This is a genomic window from Amycolatopsis sp. NPDC051106 (genome assembly GCF_040682775.1).
Taxonomy (GTDB): domain Bacteria; phylum Actinomycetota; class Actinomycetes; order Mycobacteriales; family Pseudonocardiaceae; genus Amycolatopsis.
Map to the genome: position 1 here is coordinate 111,798 of NZ_JBFBBQ010000006.1, position 17,106 is coordinate 128,903.

Consider the following 17,106-nt stretch of genomic DNA (forward strand, 5'->3'; position numbering starts at 1 on the left):
CCGCGGACATTCGCGGGAACTACCCGGGAGCCGTGGCCGACTTCTCCGGCATGGACTGTCAAACGGCCTCCGGCCCGACTGTTCGACACGGCGGATGAAGGGAGCCCGATGTCCATCGACGAGCGCGAGGAACGCGCGGCGGAGCCGGTGGCCGAGCCGAGGGCCGGCTGGGCGTCGATCCGTCCGCTGCTGCTGCGGGTGCACTTCTACGCGGGGGTCTTCGTCGGCCCCTTCCTGCTCGTGGCCGCGATCACCGGCCTCGCTTACGTCTGGGCACCCCAGGCCGAGCAGGCGGTCTACGACCACGAACTGCACGTCCCGGCGGCGGCCGGGACCGTGCCGCTGGATCAACAGGCGGCGACGGCCCGGGCCCTCGTGCCCGACGGCACCCTGACCGGAGTGCGGCCCGGACCGACGTCCACCGACAGCACGCAGGTGATCTTCGACCGGCCCGGGCTCGAGCCCAGCTTCCACTGGACGGTGTTCGTCGACCCGCACACCGGCGACGTCCGCGGCCAGCTGGAGACCTACGGTTCCGGGCAGGCGATGCCGCTGCGGGGCTGGATCGACGTCCTGCACCGGAGCCTGCACCTCGGCGACTTCGGCCGCCTTTACAGCGAACTGGCGGCCAGCTGGCTGTGGGTGGTCGTGCTGGCCGGGCTCGCGCTCTGGCTCGGCCGGCGCCGCCGCAAGCGCGCGTCGGCGCCGAGCCCGCGGGCCAAGCTGCTGACCTGGCACGGCCGCACCGGCCTGGTGCTGGCGATCGGGCTGCTGTTCTTGTCCGCCACCGGGTTGACGTGGTCGCAGTACGCCGGAGACAGCATCTCCGAGCTGCGCACGCAGCTGGACTGGACCACCCCCTCGGTGTCGGCCACGGTCCCCGTGTCGAGCGGGCGGGACGTCGGGTTGGACGGCGCCCGTGAAGCCACGCTGCGGGCCGGGCTGACCGGCCCGGTCGAAGTGCGCCCGCCGGCCGCGCCCGGCCAGGCCTACGTCGTGGCGCAAATGGGGCGCAGCTGGCCCGTGCAGGCCGACTCGATGGCCGTCGATCCGGCGACCGGAACCATCACCGACACCCTGCGGTTCGCCGACTACAATCTCGCGGCCAAGCTGAGCACGTGGGGGATCGACGCCCACATGGGCTTCCTGTTCGGGATCTGGAACCAGATCGTGCTCACCCTGCTGATGGTCGCGCTGATCGCCGTGATCGTCTGGGGCTACCGGATGTGGTGGCTGCGCCGGCCGACGCGCGGCGAAGCCCGGTTCGGCCGGCCGCCCGCGCGAGGAGCGTGGCGGCGGATCCCGGGACGGGTGCTGGCGCCGGCGCTGGTCGTGGTCGCCGTCGTGGGCTACTACCTGCCGTTGTTCGGGTTGTCGCTGCTGGGGTTCGTCCTCGTGGACGGGTTCCTCGAGGTACGACGGGGGAAGGTGGACGCGTGATCGCGGCGGAGGGTCTGCGCTGGATCCTGACGGTGGTGTTCGTGGCGACCGGGGCGTTCTGCGCCTACCGGTGCACGCGGCAGGGGACCGTCGCGGAGCGGGTGGGCGACGTCCTGCACGTCGTGATGTGCGTCGCGATGGTGGCGATGGCGTGGCCGGTGGGCATGGGTGGCGCGCGGCTGCCGCAGACTGTCCTCTTCGGACTCGCGGCGGTGTGGTTCGCCGGTGTCGCGGTGACCGGTGCGGCACACGCGGACCACGGCGGCCGCCGGGCGGCGGTCTACCACGTGGTGATGATGGCGGCCATGGCGTGGATGGTGTTCGTGATGCCGAGGGCGATGGGCGGCATGTCCGGCGGCGGCGGGATGACGGAGATGCCGGGACACCACGGGATGGCGATGCCCGTCTCCGGCGTCGGCGGCGGCGCTCCGGCCGACGTGCGGGTCGTCGCCCTCGTGCTGCTGGCCGCGTTCGTGGTGGCGGGCCTGGTCTTCCTGTCCCGCGCGTTCGACGACGCGCGGGCGTCGGGGCCACCCCTGCGCTTCCTGGGCCGCGGCGCCGACGGCGCGATGGCGCTCGGCATGGGCCTGATGCTGCTGACCATGGCTTGAGCCGCTGTCCGAAGTGGACGCCTGGCGTGCGTGACCACGGGCCGGATGACGGTCACCGGTGTCCACCCGGCGCCCGGCCGCGGCCGCGGTGACCTGCTGTGGTTCGCCGGGGTCGTCGAGACCGGCTCCGAGCACGCCATCGCCACGGCTGTCGTGACGGCGGCGCGCGCGGAACTCGCCGACCTGCCCGAGGTCACCGGGTTCACGGCGCGCCCGGGCTGGTCGCAGAGGCCACTGTGGACGATCGAGTCGTCCTGGCCGGCAGCCCGAAGCTGTTCGCCGAACGCGAGGCCGGGCGGTCGAGGACCTGCGCGCGGCGGGCGCCCGGGTCGCCATGGGTCGGCGCCGCGATGCCGCTGTCGTCGGTCTTGGTGGTGTCCAGCAGCCTGCGGCTGCGGTCCTTCAGCCGGCCGACGGCGCGAGGACCTTGTCCAGCACGCCGGCCTTCACGTCCGCGACGAGCACCTCGAGCTGTTCGAGGCTCATCTCGATCCGCTGGCCGAAGTCGTCGGTGATGACGATCGCGCGCTCGGGCGGAGCGCCTTCGGCCACGTAGAGCTCAGGGCAGCCGCAGTTGCACTGGCCGCAGAAGGTCGCGATGTGACGGAGGTCGGTCGGCTGTGAGGTCATCGTCGGCTCCTCGAGGTTGAGTTGCTCTCTCGGTAGTCGTCCGGCGAGCCGGGTTGGTTCCCGGCGATCATCATCAGGCCGCGCGACGACGGCTGGCCGGCAGGTGCGGGAACCGGCGACGCCGGCCCTGGCCGCCGTCTTCGGCCCGGGGCTGCCAGCCGAGCGTGACCTCGTTGTGCGCCACGGGCTCGACGCGGGTGCTCGGGCCCGGTGTCGACGTGCGGCGGTGCTGCCGGCGGACGCCGTAGAGGAGCCCGACCCCGGCCACGAGCAGGCCGTGGGACAGCACCCGGGACACGGTGACCTGGCCGTCGAAGAGATCGATGCCCGACACGAGACCGAGAACGGCCACGAAACCGGCCAGGGCGGGCAGCAGCCCCGACGCCGTCGCCGGGCGCATCGCCGCCCAGAGCAAGCCGAACCCCACCGCGAGGTTCCACGCCGCGCTCTCGTTGCCCAGGTGTACCGCCATCGCCGCCATCCCGCCGTGCTCGGCGTGGCCCACGTCCATGCCGAGCAGTTCGGCGAGGCCGAGGCCGCTCTGGACGAGCGCGACGAGGGTCAGGGCGATGCGCAGGCCCCAGCGCTGCGCCGACGGGGCCGGGACCTCGGTGAGGATGCGTTCGGTCAGGTCCGGCACCCGCGGCGCTTCGCGGACCAGCATCAGCCGCCGCAGCCGGACGGCGTCGTCGTGCCAGGCCCGGCAGTGCGGGCAGCCCGCGCGGTGGCGGTCCACCACCGAGTCCGGCAGTGAACCCGCTTCACCGTCGATCCGGGACGAGAGCGCTTCACGGAAGTCGGAGCAGTTCACGTCCACATAGTCGCGCGGAGACCCGTCGGAGTTCCCGGCGGCGTGGGTTACGGTGTCGTGTCGTGGACTCCAGCCGGGATCGTGACGACGAACGGATCACCGCCCTCGCCCTCGCCGCGGCGCGCGGTGACCAGCGCGCCTACGAGGACTGGGTGCGCTCGACCCAGGCCGACGTGTGGCGGTTTGTGGCCCACCTGACCGACTCGGCGGTCGCCGACGACCTGACGCAGGAGACGTACGCCCGCGCGGTGGTCTCGCTCACCCGGTTCGCCGGGCGGTCGTCGTCGCGCACCTGGCTGCTGTCGATCGCCCGGCGGGCCGTGGTCGACCACTTCCGGGCGCGCTCGGCGCGGCCGCGGCTGTCCGGCCAGGACTGGACGGCGGCCGTCGAGGAGGAGTCGGCCCGCAGCCGTGCGGGTTCTTCGGGGTTCGAAGAGGTCGTCGAGGTCGGCTTGCTGCTGGCGGGCTTGGACGGCGAGCGGCGCGAGGCGCTCGTGCTGACCCAGCTGCTCGGGTACACCTACGCCGAGGTCGCGGAGATCTGCGGCTGTCCGATCGGGACGGTACGCTCCCGGGTCGCCCGGGCCCGCGACGACCTGCTGACCGCGCGCGACGAGCGTGGCAACGTCATTTGACCGTCCACAGTGGATCAACTGTGTCGATGGTGGAGAGGCGCCGGGCAGACCGGACCAGCGGCCGGATCCGCTGCGGGCTGCGCTGGCGAGGCGCCTTCAGTACGGGTTGCCGGGCACGTTGAGGCGCACCTGGTAGAGGCCGAACCCGCCACCGGAAACACCGGAGGTGAGGTACAGGGTTCGGCCGTCCGGTCCGCCGAACGCCGCGTTGGTGGTGTTGCGTCCCGCGGAAATGGTGCCGAGCTGCACGCCTGACGGTGAGAAGACGTGGACGAGCCCTTCGTCGTAGGAAGCCCAGTACAGGTTGCCCGCGCAGTCGACCGTCGCGCCGTCGGGAGTCCGCATGCTCGCGAACTTCGTGCGGTTGCCGGTGGTGCCGTCGGGGTAGACGGTGTACTTCATGATCGCGTCGGCGCCGGTGGCCCCCACGTAGAGCGTCTTGCCGTCGGGGGACAGGACGACGCCGTTCGGCTGCGGCAGCGTGTCGTCGACGAGGCCGACCACGCCGTCGCGGACGCGGAAGACGCTGGTGCGGCCGCCTTGCTCGTCGGCGCGGTTGCCGCGCTGGTAGTTCGGATCGCTGAAGTAGGTGGTGCCGTCCCGGCCGGTGGTCAGATCGTTCGGGGAGTTGAACGCGTGACCGAGGTAGTTCGCCGCGACGGTCGTCCGGCTGCGGTCGGTCAAGCTGTAGGAAGAAACGGTGCGGTTGTCGTGCGTGGCGGCGAGCACCCGCGTGCCGTCGGCGGTGATCGCCAGGCCGTTGCTCCCGGAGTCGGCGATGAACGTCTCGAAGGTGGCCGGCGGCGTGTACCGGAGCACCGCCGACGGCTGGACGCCCTGGGGGCCGGTGGGGTTCTGCATGTTCGACAGCAACAAGGTGCCCGTGCGCTGGTCCCACGTGGGCCCTTCGAGGAAATTGAACCCACTTCGGATGAGCTGGGACGCCACCGCCTGGCTCGGCAACGGCGGACCGTAGGTCCCGTCCGGTGCGCACGGTGAGGCCGTGGTGGCGCCGGACGCGGTGGGCGTCACCACGCCCGTGATGACGATCGCCGCCGCCGTCACCGTCCACCTGCGACGGAGTGTCCTGCCGTGAGCCATGACGGCTCTCCTTTCGTGAGGGGGTTCACCGTCCGAGCTCGACCTTGAAGATGCTTTCGTCGCTGTTGTTCGCGATGCTGTCCTTGTCGCCGTGGTTGCTGGTGGTCAGCCACAAGCCGCCGTCCGCGGACGGTTCCACCGTGCGCAGCCGCCCGTACGTGCCGTTGAGGTACTGCTGGACGTCGGTCAGGCTGTCACCGGAAATCGTGGCCCGGTACAGCCGCGCTCCGCGCAGGCAGGCGATGTAGAGGGCGTCGCGGACCACGGCGATGCCGCTGCACGAACCTTCGGCGACGCGGTAGGTGCGCTTGGGCGCGATGAAGCCGGCTTCGGCGCAGCTGCCCGTGGTGCCCTCGCAGCGGGGCCAGCCGTAGTTGCCGCCGCGGACGATCAGGTTGGTCTCGTCCATGACGTTGTTGCCGAATTCCTGTTCCCACAGCCGGCCTTGGGAGTCGAAGGCCAGGCCCTGGGGGTTGCGGTGGCCGTAGCTCCACACCGGGGTGCCGAAGGGGTTGTCCGAGGGGATGCTGCCGTCGGGGTTGATGCGCAGGACCTTGCCGGCGAGGTTCGCGAGGTCCTGGGCCCACTCGCCGTTCTGGCCGTCGCCGGTCGAGATGTAGAGCTTGCCGTCGGGACCGAAGCGCAGCCGGCCGCCGTTGTGGTACTTGTTGCGCGGGATACCGGTGAGCAGCACCTGCGGGGTGCCCGTGAGCACGCCCCCGGTGTAGCGGACGCGCACCACCCGGTTGTCGGTCGAGCTGGTGTGCATGACGTACAGCCACGGGTCGGCCGCGAAGCCGGCGGCCACGGCCAGCCCGAGAACCCCGCCCTCGCCGTCGGTACCCGCCACGTCCGGCAGCCGCCCGGCCACGGTCTTCGTGCCGGTGGCGGGGTCGAGGCGGACGATTTCGAAGGCGTCGCGGCGGCCGTAGAGCACCTGTCCGTCGGGCAGGGTGGTCAGGCCCCACGGCAGGTCGGTTTCGGTGGTGACCCTGGTGACCGAGCACAGCGCCGTGGTGCAGGCGGTGCCCGTGGTGACCGCGATCGCCGTGCTCGGGGCCGATCGGTTGGCCTGGGCGTCGCGCGCCCGCACCTGGTACCGGTAGCGGGTGTCGGCGGCCAAGCCGCTGTCGGTGAACGACGTCGTCGCCGCGCCGCTGGTGGACCCGGCGACTGCGCCGTTGCGGAGCACCTCGTAGCCGGTGACGCCGACGTTGTCGGTGGCCGGCGACCAGCGCACGGTGACCGTGGTGCCCGACGCGGTCGCCGTCACGCCGGCGGGGGTGCTGGGCGGCTCGGTGTCGGCCTGGCACTGCGGCACGCTGACGGTGACCGTGGGACTGGCCTGGGAGACGTTGCCCGCGGCGTCGCGGGCGTTGACGTACAGGCCCCAGGTGGCTCCCGGCACGGCGGTCAGCTCGGCCGACAGCGCCGTGCCCGGCACCGAGGTCATGAGCTGCCCGTCGTGGTAGATGTCGTAGAAGGCCACGCCGACGTCGTCGGACGACGCCGACCACGAGAACGTCACGCCGGTGCACGTCAGGTTCGAGGTGCGGGGATCGGCCGGCGCGGTCGGTGGGGTGGTGTCGGCGTCCGCGGCCGACGCGTCGGGGGACGGAAGCACGGCACCCAGGCCCAGCAGCACCACGGTGGTCACCGCCCGGAGGCCCGTGCGGGTCCTTCTCGGAGTAGCTCGCATGGTGTTCCTCTCTCAGGGACGCGAAGCCACTGGGAGCGCTCCCAGGCACCGTAGCGCACCCGGTTCGCCGCCGACAAGACCGGTGAGCGGTTTTCCAACCACAGTCAGATCCAGCCGCGCCGGGTGGCTTCCATCGCGATCTGGAACCGCGTCCGGGCCCCGGTCCGCTGCATCAGCTTGGTGACGTGGCGCTGCACCGTCCGCTCACTCCAGCCGAGCGCCCGTCCCACGGCCTTGTCGGTCACCCCGGAGGCCAGCAGTGCCAGCAGTTTCGACTCGTCCGCGGACAGCTCGCCGGGGTCGTCGGGGCCGAACCGGACCGGCACGCTGCGCGTCCACACCGACTCGAACAACGCGATCAGCGCGTCCAGCAGCGGCGACGGGTGGATGAGGTACGACGCGGTCAGGGCGGGGTCGCCCGGGCGCATCAGCGGCATGATCGCGAGCCGGTCGTCGGCGATCGCCAGCTTCATCGGGACGTCGCCGGCGATCCGGGCCTGTTCACCGTGCCGCACCCCCAGCTCGATGTCGTCGAGCAGCCCCGGCAGCTCGACCGCGCTCTTGTCGTAGACCACCCGGTACTTGACTCCGCGTTCCAGCAGCGCGAGCTCCACGTGGTTCGGTTCGCCGTGCCCTTGCGGTGCCGCGTACGGCGGCCGGTCGAAGCCGCGCATCTGCACCCGGATGTCCTGCTGCATCCGCGTCCAGCGGTCGTTGACCTCGTCCCGCCCGGAGATCACCTCGACCAGCTCGCCCGGGTGCGCGAACCGGGTGCTCGCGCGGTAGGTCTCCATCAGCGTGCCGATGTGGCGGCGCGTGTCGCGCAGCGCGGCCTCGCGTTCGCGCAGGACGGCCTCGATGGCCCGGTCGGGCGGGACGACCACGTACCGGGGCGGGCGGCCGGCGGAGCGCGTCGCCAGGCCGGCCTCGACGAGCGCCTGCAGCGCCCGCCGGGTCGCGGGCAGCGAGCGGTGCGTGTCCTGGGCGAGTTCGGGGGCGGTCGCCTGGGTGCGCCGGACGAGGGCGTCGTAGGTGGCTTCGTCCGCGCCGCTCACCCCGATCGGTTCCAGCACCGCCGTCGCCCTCCTCGTGTCGGGTTTCCGACACCTGACCGGAATCCGCCGCCTCGATGAGCTTGTCACGCGGTGATCATTAATGCACCGTTTGGAAGTCGACGGCGCGCAACCTCACACGGGGCGCGCCGTCTCGCTTGTCCGCCGCGACCTGACGGAACGAAGGAGTCTCCCCATGTCCCTGTCCGCCTTGCGGACCCGTGGCCGGCACCTGGTGCTCGCGGTGCTCGTCACCGCCGGGGCCCTCGGTGCCGGGCCGGCGGTGGCCGCCGCCGGCCCGCCGCCCGCGGCCGCCCACTCGAAGATCGCCCAGGAACTGCTCGACCGGATGGCCGGTGCCCGATCCGGCCCGGACGCGAAGTTCGAGGCGGTCGTCGTCCTGAAGGACCGCGGGCTGCGGCCGTCGGCCCCCGCGGCCGCGCGCAAGGCGCTCGCCGACTCGGCGGCGGCCATGCAGGCCCCGGTCGTCGACCTCGTCGGGGCCCGCCGGGACCAGGTCGTGGGCACGTTCTGGCTCAAGAACATGGTGTTCGTCCGCGCCACCCCGGACACCCTCGACGCGGTCGCCGCGCTGCCGCTGGTCGACCGCGTGATCCCCAACTTCACGCTGCACTCGCCGACCGAACCTCGGAAGACCCGGCAAGCGGCGGCGGAACCCGGCGCGGCCTGGGGCGTGCAGAAGATCGGCGCCGACCAGGTCCAGCGGGACGGCGGCACCGGGGCCGGGGTGCGGGTGGCGATCCTCGACACCGGCATCGACACCCAGCACCCGGACCTCGCGGGCAAGCTCGTCAGCGCCGACCCGGCGAACCCGGAGCACCCGGGTGGCTGGCTCGAGTTCGCCGCCGACGGGTCCCCGGTCCACTCCACCCCGCACGACAGCTCCTACCACGGCACCCACGTCGCGGGCACCATCGCGGGCGGGCACAGCTCGGGCACGCAGATCGGCGTCGCGCCCGGCGCGGAGCTGATGGCGGGGCTGGTCATCCCGGGCGGCACCGGCACCCTCACCCAGGTGATCGCCGGGATGCAGTGGGCGATCGCGCCCTACGACGCCGACGGCAAGCCGGCGGGCGAGCCCGCGGACGTCGTGAGCATGTCGCTCGGCGAAGAGGGCTACAGCAGCGAGATGGTCGAGCCCGCCCGCAACATCTACCTGGCGGGCGCGTTCCCGGCCTTCGCCATCGGCAATGAGTGCGTCGCGGGCGGCTCGGCGGCGCCCGGCAACGTCTTCGAGGCGACCGGGGTCGGCGCGACCGACGCTGACGACAACGTGCCGGACTTCTCGTGCGGCGGGGTCGTGCGGAAGAAGGACTGGGCCGACGCCCCGGCGAACTGGCCGGACAGCTACGTCGTGCCGGACGTGTCCGCGCCCGGCGTTGACGTCCTGTCGGCGCTGCCCGGCGGTGAATACGGTTTGCTGAGCGGCACGTCGATGGCGACCCCGCACGTCGCGGGCACCGTTGCGCTGATTCTGCAGGCGAACCCGCGCCTGACTCCCGACGAGACGCTGGACATCCTGACCGGCACGGCGTTCTTCGACAACCGCTACGGCGCGCGGCCGAACACCCGCTTCGGCGCGGGCCGGATCGACGCGGCCGCCGCCGTCGCCGAGGCCCGCCTCGCGAGCGGCATCACCGGGACGGTGACCGCGGACAAGTCCCGGGATCCGTTGCGGGGCACGACGATCACCGTGGCGTCCACCGGCCGCTCGTACACGAGTGACGCCGAGGGGCACTTCAAGATCCGCGTGCCCGCGGGCACCTACGACCTGACGCTGTCCCGCTTCGGGTACCACGACCAGCGCGTGCGGGCCGTGGTGACCGGCGGGAAGCTGACGGACCTGCGGATCGCGCTGAAGCCGACGCCGCGGGGCGTCATCACCGGCCGCGTCACCTACGGGCCGACGGGCTCGACGGTGCCGGGCGCGACGGTGCGCGTGGCGGACGTGCTCGACGAACTCACCGCCGTCTCCGATGGAAACGGCCGCTACACCGTCAAGGACGTGCCGGAAGGCACCTACCGGGTGGCCGCCTCGGCGGCCGGGATCTCGACCGCGAACCCGCGCCAGGTCACCGTGAACCCGAGGTGGCCCGCCGCGGCCGACTTCGCGCTGCCGCGGCCGCCGGCGACGCAGCGGGCCTCGGTGACCCGCGACGGCGGCCAGATCCACGCCGAGACCTTCTGGCCCGCCATGAGCGGTGACGGCGGGGTGATCGCGTTCGCCAGCATGTCCTCGGAAATCGCACCCGGCGAGGCGAACGACGACATGGACATCTTCGCCAGGGACACCCGCACCGGCGTGATCGAACGGATTTCGGCCGCGGCGGACGGCACGGGCGCGGACGCGTGGGCGATCAGCCCGACGATCAGCCCGGACGGGCGGTACGTCGGATTCCTCAGCGGTGCCACCAACCTGGTGCCCGGCGACGTCAACGGCGTGCCCGACTCCTTCGCCCGCGACCGGCGGACGGGTGCGAACGAGCTGATCTCGGTGTCCTCCGACGAGCGGCAGGCCGACGGGCTGTCCGGCCAGCCGGTCTTCAGCGCCGACGGCCGGTACGCGGTGTTCCTCAGCCAGGCCACGAACCTGGTGCCGGGGGACACGAACGGCCGGCAGGACGTCTTCCTGCGCGACCGGGTGGCCGGGACGACCGAGCGCGTCTCGGTGGGTGCCGCCGGGGTGCAGGCGGACGGCGACTCGCTGGAGCCGAGCGTCAGCGCCGACGGCCGGTTCGTCGCGTTCGAGAGCGGAGCGGAGAACCTGGTGCCCGGCATTGCCAACGACCACCGCGACGTCTTCGTGCGTGACCGGCGGACCGGGACGACGGAGGTCATCCCCGCGCCGGCCGGGGTGGAGGTGACCCAGCCGTCGCTCAGCGCGGACGGCCGGATGGTGGCCTACGCGAGCAGCGGCCCCGACGCGCCGTCGCAGGTTTCCGTGTACGACCGGCAAACCCGCGCGAGCACGCTGGTGTCGCAGGCGGCGAGCGGGACCGGCGGCGCGGACGCGTACACGGCGAGCCCGAGGATCAGCGGCGACGGGAGTTACGTCGCGTTCTTCAGCTTCGCCGCCAACCTCGTACCCGGCGACGACGGCATGTCGGACGTGTTCGTGCGCGACCTGCGGGCGCGGACGACGGCCAAGGTGTCGGGCGGGGTGGGCGGCCGGCTCGGCGACGCCTACAGCGACTTCCCGTCGATCAGCACCGACGGCAAGTACGTCGCGTTCGAAAGCGAGGCGACGAACCTCGTCGAGGACGACACGAACGGCTACTCGGACATCTTCGTCCACGACCGGGCACCCGGCCCCGAGCCGCGGTTCGCGGTGGCGGACCTGCACACCGACGGCGGCCACGGCCGGTCGCCGGTGCGGATCACCGCGTCGGTGAAGGACGTCGGCGAGGTCGCGGGCACGTACCAGGCGGTGCTGTGGATCGACGGCGCGGTCGCCGCCGAGCGCGCCGTGCCCGTGCGGAAGGACCAGGCCACCCGGGTCTCGTTCGAGGTGCGCGACCTGCCGCGCGGAACCCACACGGTGCGGCTCGGGCCGCTCGCCGGCTCGGTGACCGTGGGCCGGTGAGGGGAGGAGCCGGGAGGGCGTGTCGCGCTCCCGGCTCCTCGCCGGCCGGAAGTACGGATCGAGGGCGGGTCGTTCCGCCGCGGGTGGTGTGATCCGGGCGTGAGCCGTGCCGGAGAGGAGACCGACCGCCGCATGCTGCGTGCCCGCGGCACCCTGGACCGGGACTACGCGAAGCCGTTGGACGTGGCCGCGCCGGCCCGGGTCGCGCACGTCTCGGTGCCGCACTTCAGCCGGACCTTCCGGGCCGCCTTCGGCGAGTCGCCGACGGACTACCGGCGGCGCGGTCCGCTGGCGGACGTGCCGACCTGCTTCGCCATGGCGTGGATGCGGCCGCGGAGCTGATCGTTTCGGATAAGCGTCCCGGCGGTCGCCGAGGCGCAGCACGGCCGCCTCGACCTGGCCGGCCGGGTCGAATCGCCGCCACCACGGATTGTCGTCCTCGCGCATGCCGGTCACCGTGGCCACTCGGACGCTGCCATCGCACACCGGTGTTCCGGCGTCATAGTCCGGCGTTCGCGCGCCCACCTGCCCGCCGCTGCGCGCGGTTGGCGTAGCTGACGAGCAGGAGCGCGAGCAGGGGTTTACGGTTCACGTCCGCGCTTCCGCTTCGGCCAGGAACGCCAGCACCCGTTCGTTGACCGCGTCGGCGGATTCGCCGGCGATGGCGTGGGTCGCTTCGGGCCAGACCTCGACGCACGCGTCCGGCAGCAGGGCGCGAGCGCGAGCGCCCGCCTTGCCGGCGTCGTGGATCACGCTGCGGCCGGCGATCAGCGCGAGGACGGGGAGCGCGATCGACCGGAGCTGCTCGTCGGTCAGCAGTTCCGGGGTGGGCAAGGCGATCCGGTAGGCGCGCATGCCCGCTTCGATGACCGCGGCGACCGGGTCGTCCGGGGCGACCTCGGCGCCGCCGGAGATCCACCGGATGAAAGCCGGGCGTCCCCAGTGGCTGAGGCCGGGTACGAGCGCGAGGGCCGTGCGGAGGAGCAGGGGAACCGGGAGTTCGCCGAAGGTGCGGACCGGGTCGATCAGGGTCAGCGATGCGAGCCGCTTCCCCGAGCGAGCGGCGTAGTTGGCGGCGAGCCAGCCGCCGAAGGAATATCCGACGAGGTGCACGGTCTCGTGGCCGAGCGCGTCGAGGACCTCGGTGAGCCAGGCTGCTTGGCCGGCGCTGTCGCGGATCGGCGCGGTTTGGGTGCTCCGGCCCGGCTCGCCGATCAGGTCGATCGCGTACACGGGGCCGCGGCGCGCCCACGCCGGGAGGTTCGGTGCCCACATGACGGCGGTGCCGGCCCGCCCCGGCAGCAGCACCGCGGGGACCGCCGGCCCCGAGCCGAACCGGTAGACCCGCGCGGTCCCGAAGGACGTCTCGATGTCGTGGTGGGCGGCCGGTGCGGGCAGCGCGGCCAGCCCGCGCTCGTACACCGCGTCGTAGTCCCGTTCGGCCTGCGCGGAGGTGAACCCGCTCAGCTTCATCGCGCCCCCTTGTTTTGCGATACGATCGGATTGTAAAGAGGGTGCGGGCCGGTTCGCAAGCCGACCGTATGGGAAAGGGGACGTGTGCCGAAGGTCGTCGATCACGAGGAGCGCCGCAGGCGGATCGCGGCGACGCTGCGCCGCATCGCCGCCGAGGAAGGCCTCGAGGCGGTCAGCCTGGGCCAGGTCGCGGCGGCCGCGGGCATCTCGAAGGGGCAGGTGCAGCACTACTTCCCGAACAAGGACGAGATGCTGCGCTACGCGGTCCGGACGCTGCGTGACCAGGTCGAGCGCCGGGTCGCGGCGGGGACCTCGGACGCGCCACCGGATCTGCGGGCGGTCCTGGTGGCGCTCCTGCCCCTCGACGACCAGAGCCGGACGGAAGCGTTGGTGGCCAACGCGTTCGTCTGGCGCGCGTTCAAGGACGACGAGATCGCGGCGTGGTTCCGCGCCGGGTACGAGCAGCTGCGCGAGGCGCTCGCCGCCTTCGTGGCAGCCGAGCACGGCTTGACCGGCCTCGACGCCGCCCGCGAAGCGGATCTGCTCTTGGCGCTGACAGCCGGTTTGGCCGACGCGGTCCTGCTCGGTCACCGGACCGGCGAGGAGGCCATCGAGCTGATCGACCGCCAGCTACGGCGGCTCACCGATGGCGGTTGAGCTGCCTTGTTCCACCGGCCGGGGTTCCGGTGCTGCGGCTGGCGCAGCGCGAGCTGATCGAGCACTGGGCATCGCCTCTGGACCCCTGGCCGCCCGCGCCGTCCGCGTTCGGGTCGGGACTGGCGTCGCACCGGCGGTCGGCTTGTGGTGCCAACGCCCCGCACCGCGGTACCCGGGACCGCCTACCCGGTAGCGCACGAAAACCTCGGCGAGGAAGTCCCGGATGAGCTGATTTCGCTGATCGAGCAATCGGTCAATCGATACCGAAGGAAGTCCTGGAAGTGCGGACAGAGGAACAACAAGGTGACGCCAAGGTAAGACTCGGCGGCCGCTTCCACCGGCTCTTCGCTGCCACGCTCGTGTCGGCCACGGGCACCGGTATGCACGTGGCCGCGTTACCCCTGCTGGTCCTCCAGTCCACCAGCAGCCCGGTCGCGCTGAGCCTGGTGGTCGCGGCGGTCGAGATTCCCTGGGTGCTGGTTTCTCTGCACGCCGGTGTCGTCGTCGATCGGCTGGATCGCCGGCGGGTCATGGTGTGGGCGGACGCCGGCCGGTTCGCGGTCCTGGCTGTGCTCGTGGTACTTGTCCTGACGGGCGGGTAAATCTCGCCTGGCTCGTGCTCGCAGCGTTCATCCTCGGCGTCGGGCAGGTCTTCTTCGACATCGCCGCCCAGTCGGCCATTCCCGATTTCGTGTCACGGGACCCACGGCACCTGTCCGCTGCGAACGGGCGGATCGCCGCAGCGGACATCAACGGTGAGCAATTCGCGGGGCCGCCGCTGGGCTCCGCGTTGTTCGGCGTGTGGAACGTCCTGCCGTTCGCCGGCAACGCCCTTTCCTTCGCCGCCAGCGGCGCGCTGATCCTCTCGATCCGGCCGGAGGCCCAGGCCAAAGAGGAGTCCGGCACTCGACGCAAGAGTATCCGGAGGGAAATCGCCGAAGGCATTCGGTGGCTGCTCGGGAACCGCATCCTTCGGGCACTGGCCGCGATCACCTGCCTGAGCAACGTCGTCGCGTCGGCTCAGTTCGCGATGCTGGCGCTCCTGGCCAAGCAGTTCCTCGGGCTACCGGATTTCGGGTTCGGCTTGTTGCTGACCGCCACCGCGATGGGTGCAACGGCCGGGGGACTGGCGAGTTCGGTCGTGAGCAAACGATTCGGCCCCGGCACGGTATTGCTCGCGGGGAAGGCCGGTGTGGGCATGGCCGTCCTGGTACTGGGACTCGTCGCCAATGCCTGGGTCGCCGCTCTCATGATGACGGCGACCGGTGCGCTGACGACCGCGCAGAACGTCGTGACCAGTACGCTGCGCCAGCAGATCGTCCCTCGTCGTCTCCTGGGGAGGGTGCTCTCGTCGAGTAGGATGGTGGTGATGATCGGGGGACCGATCGGCGCGATACTCGGCGGCGTCCTCGCCGACGCGTTTTCCGTTCAGGTCACGTATGTTGCAGCAGGTGTCTTCCTCATCCTGGTGACGCTCGCGGCCTGTCCCAGACTGAACAACCGAGCGCTGGCCGGCGCCACCGACGAATCGGCCGCGCCGACGAAACGGCCGTGCCGAAGCGACGGTAGTCGCGGAGAATGTTGACTTCGCCGGTGAGCATGGCATGTAATCAGTGCATGCGCATTTTTCTCGGCTTGGGCATCCTGGGCATGATATGCGTCGGCGGCTGCGCCACCGGACTCCACAATCACTCCAGCGACCCATCCGCAAGTGCCTCCGTCCCCATTGCGGCGTCGTCGTTCACTGCCACCGACCGCGCTTGGATCGAGATCACCATGGCTATGGACGAGCAGCTCGTTCCCATGCTCGACCTTGTCGACAGCCACACCGGATCCGCGGCTGTCCGCGACCTCCGTGAAAAAGCCGACGCATCGACAAAGTCGGAGCTGTCGGAGCTGCGGCGGCTTCATGATCAGGCCGGCCTTCCGGCGGAAAACCCCCACCAGGGAATGGAGATGCCCGGGATGGTTTCCGCGAACCAGGTCGCGCACGCCGGCGCTTTGCGCGAGGCGGATTTCGACGACTACTTCAAAAAGTGCCTGCGCGAGCACCTGGCTCAAACAGGACGGTTGGCGCTCGGCGAGAAGTCGTCCGGCAAAGAGCCGCAGACGGTGAGCCTGGCTTCGCGAGTCCTGCAAGAACAAGACCATCTCTCCGCGCTGGTCAAATAGTGGTACCGGTGGGACGCGCCGGCGCGATCAGGTCGAACGTGGGTCATTCCCCGTGAAGTTCGAGACGGAGGCCGCCGTGCCGGCCGATCGGGGCGGCACAACACGGCGGCCACTCACCGTCGCTCTCAGCCGCCGGTGAAGCTCGGGGTGGTCCCGCACTTCGCGTTCTGGTTCAGGCAAGTCTTGACCAGTGCGGCCAGTTTGACGTGGTCCCAGCCGTTCATGAAGTCACCGTGCATCGACGACGCCATTCCCGACGCCAACGCGAGGCCGTCGCCGCCCAGGATGTCGTAGTTGAGCATGTACGACAGGTTCGGCACCGCGACCGGGTAGTTTCCCTGACACTTGCCGGCGACCGCGTCCCCCATGTGCGACTTGTGGTCGGGCGAGTCGATGTGCTTGCCGTCCCAGCAATCCTTGAACGTGAGCTGGTAGATCAGGTTTCCGCCAGGGGCGCAAACCGGCCAGTTCCCGTCGGCGCTCCGCCCGACCTCGGCGCTGCCCGCGCACCAGAACTGGTTTCCCTGCCCCTTCTGGGTGGGTACTTGCAGCTTGGCATCACCCTGCACCATCACCAGCCCGGGCGGGAACGGCCGGACGGCCGACGGGTCGGGGAGCCGGGAACCGTAGTAGACGCGCATGCTCTTGAACGGAACGGCCACGCCGTTCCTCTGCAGCTGCGGCACCCAGTAGGCGGCGTTGTCACCCGGGGAGTTGCACGTCGTCGCCCCGGCGGCGAGAAGCGTCTCCGTAGTCATGAAGGCGTCGTTCCTCGGCCCGAAGAACGTGTGCATGTGCGAGGCGCCGGGCAGGCGGGGGAAGACGATCGCATCGTCCTTGGCTTCGTTCGCGATCGTGCAGTCGGTGTGGAACTCGGGGACCCTCGTCGTCCCGGCCGGCACCGGTGGCGGCACGATGCCCTGGTAGTCGGCCAGTTCGCGTTGGTACCGGGCCTGGTCCACATCCACCCAGCCGGCCTCCGCCGCGACGGAGTTGCCCGAAGCTCCGGCGACGGCGGATCTCGGTCCGTCGGTTTCGCTCGCGCCGGCCACGAAGGCCGTACTCCCGGCCAGCGCCAGCGCGAGGGCCGCGGTGAGGACGGCCCGGGTCCGAAGCCGCGACTTCCGAGGTCGACGACCAGCAGCCCAGTTCGACATATTTCGCATGTGCATATCCTTACTTTCGGCCGGCATTTCTTCGAAGCATGGGGACGTGTCACGA

16 protein-coding genes are annotated in these 17,106 nt (G+C 71.4%); 9 read left to right on the top strand and 7 right to left on the bottom strand.

Going from position 1 to position 17,106, the window contains the following annotated elements; genetic code table 11:
- Positions 1-108 precede the first annotated feature (108 nt).
- On the top strand, positions 109-1,440 hold the full coding sequence (locus tag AB0M83_RS07275) for a PepSY-associated TM helix domain-containing protein (RefSeq protein WP_364513798.1): 1,332 nt from the start codon (positions 109-111) through the stop codon (positions 1,438-1,440).
- Positions 1,437-2,051 carry a DUF5134 domain-containing protein gene (locus AB0M83_RS07280; RefSeq protein WP_364513802.1) on the top strand — a complete coding sequence of 205 codons (615 nt, stop codon included), beginning with the start codon at positions 1,437-1,439 and terminating at the stop codon, positions 2,049-2,051. The genes AB0M83_RS07275 and AB0M83_RS07280 overlap by 4 nt, the downstream gene beginning before the upstream one ends.
- Positions 2,052-2,453: 402 nt before the next feature.
- Here AB0M83_RS07280 and AB0M83_RS07285 read toward each other — a convergent pair whose 3' ends face one another.
- Both AB0M83_RS07285 and AB0M83_RS07290 read right to left on the bottom strand, forming a co-directional pair.
- The gene (locus AB0M83_RS07285; protein ID WP_364513805.1) at positions 2,454-2,681 is read right to left on the bottom strand and encodes a hypothetical protein; all 228 of its coding nucleotides are present in this window, start codon (positions 2,679-2,681) and stop codon (positions 2,454-2,456) included.
- 73 nt (positions 2,682-2,754) lie between these two features.
- Entirely contained in the window at positions 2,755-3,492 is a 738-nt protein-coding gene (locus AB0M83_RS07290; RefSeq protein ID WP_364513808.1) for a zf-HC2 domain-containing protein, read from the bottom strand.
- 62 nt (positions 3,493-3,554) lie between these two features.
- Here AB0M83_RS07290 and AB0M83_RS07295 point away from each other — a divergent pair, with 62 nt between their 5' ends.
- Complete coding sequence (locus tag AB0M83_RS07295; RefSeq protein ID WP_364513811.1) at positions 3,555-4,127, top strand: sigma-70 family RNA polymerase sigma factor; 573 nt, start codon at positions 3,555-3,557, stop codon at positions 4,125-4,127.
- A 96-nt stretch (positions 4,128-4,223) separates the two neighbouring features.
- Here AB0M83_RS07295 and AB0M83_RS07300 read toward each other — a convergent pair whose 3' ends face one another.
- The 3 genes from AB0M83_RS07300 to AB0M83_RS07310 form a co-directional block, all read right to left on the bottom strand.
- Positions 4,224-5,228, bottom strand: coding sequence for an SMP-30/gluconolactonase/LRE family protein (locus AB0M83_RS07300; protein WP_364513814.1), 1,005 nt, complete (start codon positions 5,226-5,228; stop codon positions 4,224-4,226).
- A gap of 25 nt (positions 5,229-5,253) precedes the next feature.
- Positions 5,254-6,885 carry a PQQ-dependent sugar dehydrogenase gene (locus AB0M83_RS07305; RefSeq protein WP_364513816.1) on the bottom strand — a complete coding sequence of 544 codons (1,632 nt, stop codon included), beginning with the start codon at positions 6,883-6,885 and terminating at the stop codon, positions 5,254-5,256.
- A 146-nt stretch (positions 6,886-7,031) separates the two neighbouring features.
- On the bottom strand, positions 7,032-8,000 hold the full coding sequence (locus AB0M83_RS07310) for a helix-turn-helix domain-containing protein (RefSeq protein WP_364513819.1): 969 nt from the start codon (positions 7,998-8,000) through the stop codon (positions 7,032-7,034).
- A gap of 175 nt (positions 8,001-8,175) precedes the next feature.
- Between AB0M83_RS07310 and AB0M83_RS07315 the strand changes: the two genes are divergently transcribed.
- Entirely contained in the window at positions 8,176-11,583 is a 3,408-nt protein-coding gene (locus AB0M83_RS07315) for a S8 family serine peptidase (protein ID WP_364513822.1), read from the top strand.
- 132 nt (positions 11,584-11,715) lie between these two features.
- On the top strand, positions 11,716-11,925 hold the full coding sequence (locus AB0M83_RS07320; RefSeq protein WP_364514086.1) for a helix-turn-helix transcriptional regulator: 210 nt from the start codon (positions 11,716-11,718) through the stop codon (positions 11,923-11,925).
- A gap of 246 nt (positions 11,926-12,171) precedes the next feature.
- Here AB0M83_RS07320 and AB0M83_RS07325 read toward each other — a convergent pair whose 3' ends face one another.
- A complete protein-coding gene (locus AB0M83_RS07325) occupies positions 12,172-13,056 on the bottom strand; it encodes an alpha/beta hydrolase (RefSeq protein WP_364513825.1) in 885 nt (294 codons plus the stop codon).
- 84 nt (positions 13,057-13,140) lie between these two features.
- On the opposite strand from AB0M83_RS07325, the gene AB0M83_RS07330 reads away from it, so the two are divergent.
- The 4 genes from AB0M83_RS07330 (at position 13,141) to AB0M83_RS07345 (ending at position 15,885) form a co-directional block, all read left to right on the top strand.
- Positions 13,141-13,713 (top strand): TetR/AcrR family transcriptional regulator, encoded by a 573-nt coding sequence (locus AB0M83_RS07330; RefSeq protein ID WP_364513828.1) that lies wholly within the window; start codon positions 13,141-13,143, stop codon positions 13,711-13,713.
- Positions 13,714-13,994: 281 nt separating this feature from the next.
- Positions 13,995-14,315: an MFS transporter gene (locus AB0M83_RS07335; RefSeq protein WP_364513831.1), complete on the top strand. Its 321-nt coding sequence runs from the start codon at positions 13,995-13,997 to the stop codon at positions 14,313-14,315.
- Between the two features lie 14 nt (positions 14,316-14,329).
- Complete coding sequence (locus AB0M83_RS07340; protein ID WP_364513834.1) at positions 14,330-15,298, top strand: MFS transporter; 969 nt, start codon at positions 14,330-14,332, stop codon at positions 15,296-15,298.
- A 32-nt stretch (positions 15,299-15,330) separates the two neighbouring features.
- A complete protein-coding gene (locus tag AB0M83_RS07345) occupies positions 15,331-15,885 on the top strand; it encodes a DUF305 domain-containing protein (protein WP_364513837.1) in 555 nt (184 codons plus the stop codon).
- 125 nt (positions 15,886-16,010) lie between these two features.
- On the opposite strand, the gene AB0M83_RS07350 is transcribed toward AB0M83_RS07345, so the two are convergent.
- Complete coding sequence (locus tag AB0M83_RS07350; RefSeq protein ID WP_364513840.1) at positions 16,011-17,078, bottom strand: DUF1996 domain-containing protein; 1,068 nt, start codon at positions 17,076-17,078, stop codon at positions 16,011-16,013.
- Positions 17,079-17,106: the final 28 nt, after the last annotated feature.

Coding starts and splice junctions, on each gene's coding strand:
- AB0M83_RS07275 (WP_364513798.1), top strand. CDS start 109: ATGTCCATCGACGAGCGCGAGGAACGCGCGGCGGAGCCGGTGGCCGAG.
- AB0M83_RS07285 (WP_364513805.1), bottom strand. CDS start 2,681: ATGACCTCACAGCCGACCGACCTCCGTCACATCGCGACCTTCTGCGGC.
- AB0M83_RS07300 (WP_364513814.1), bottom strand. CDS start 5,228: ATGGCTCACGGCAGGACACTCCGTCGCAGGTGGACGGTGACGGCGGCG.
- AB0M83_RS07315 (WP_364513822.1), top strand. CDS start 8,176: ATGTCCCTGTCCGCCTTGCGGACCCGTGGCCGGCACCTGGTGCTCGCG.
- AB0M83_RS07320 (WP_364514086.1), top strand. CDS start 11,716: ATGCTGCGTGCCCGCGGCACCCTGGACCGGGACTACGCGAAGCCGTTG.
- AB0M83_RS07325 (WP_364513825.1), bottom strand. CDS start 13,056: ATGAAGCTGAGCGGGTTCACCTCCGCGCAGGCCGAACGGGACTACGAC.
- AB0M83_RS07345 (WP_364513837.1), top strand. CDS start 15,331: ATGCGCATTTTTCTCGGCTTGGGCATCCTGGGCATGATATGCGTCGGC.
- AB0M83_RS07350 (WP_364513840.1), bottom strand. CDS start 17,078: ATGCCGGCCGAAAGTAAGGATATGCACATGCGAAATATGTCGAACTGG.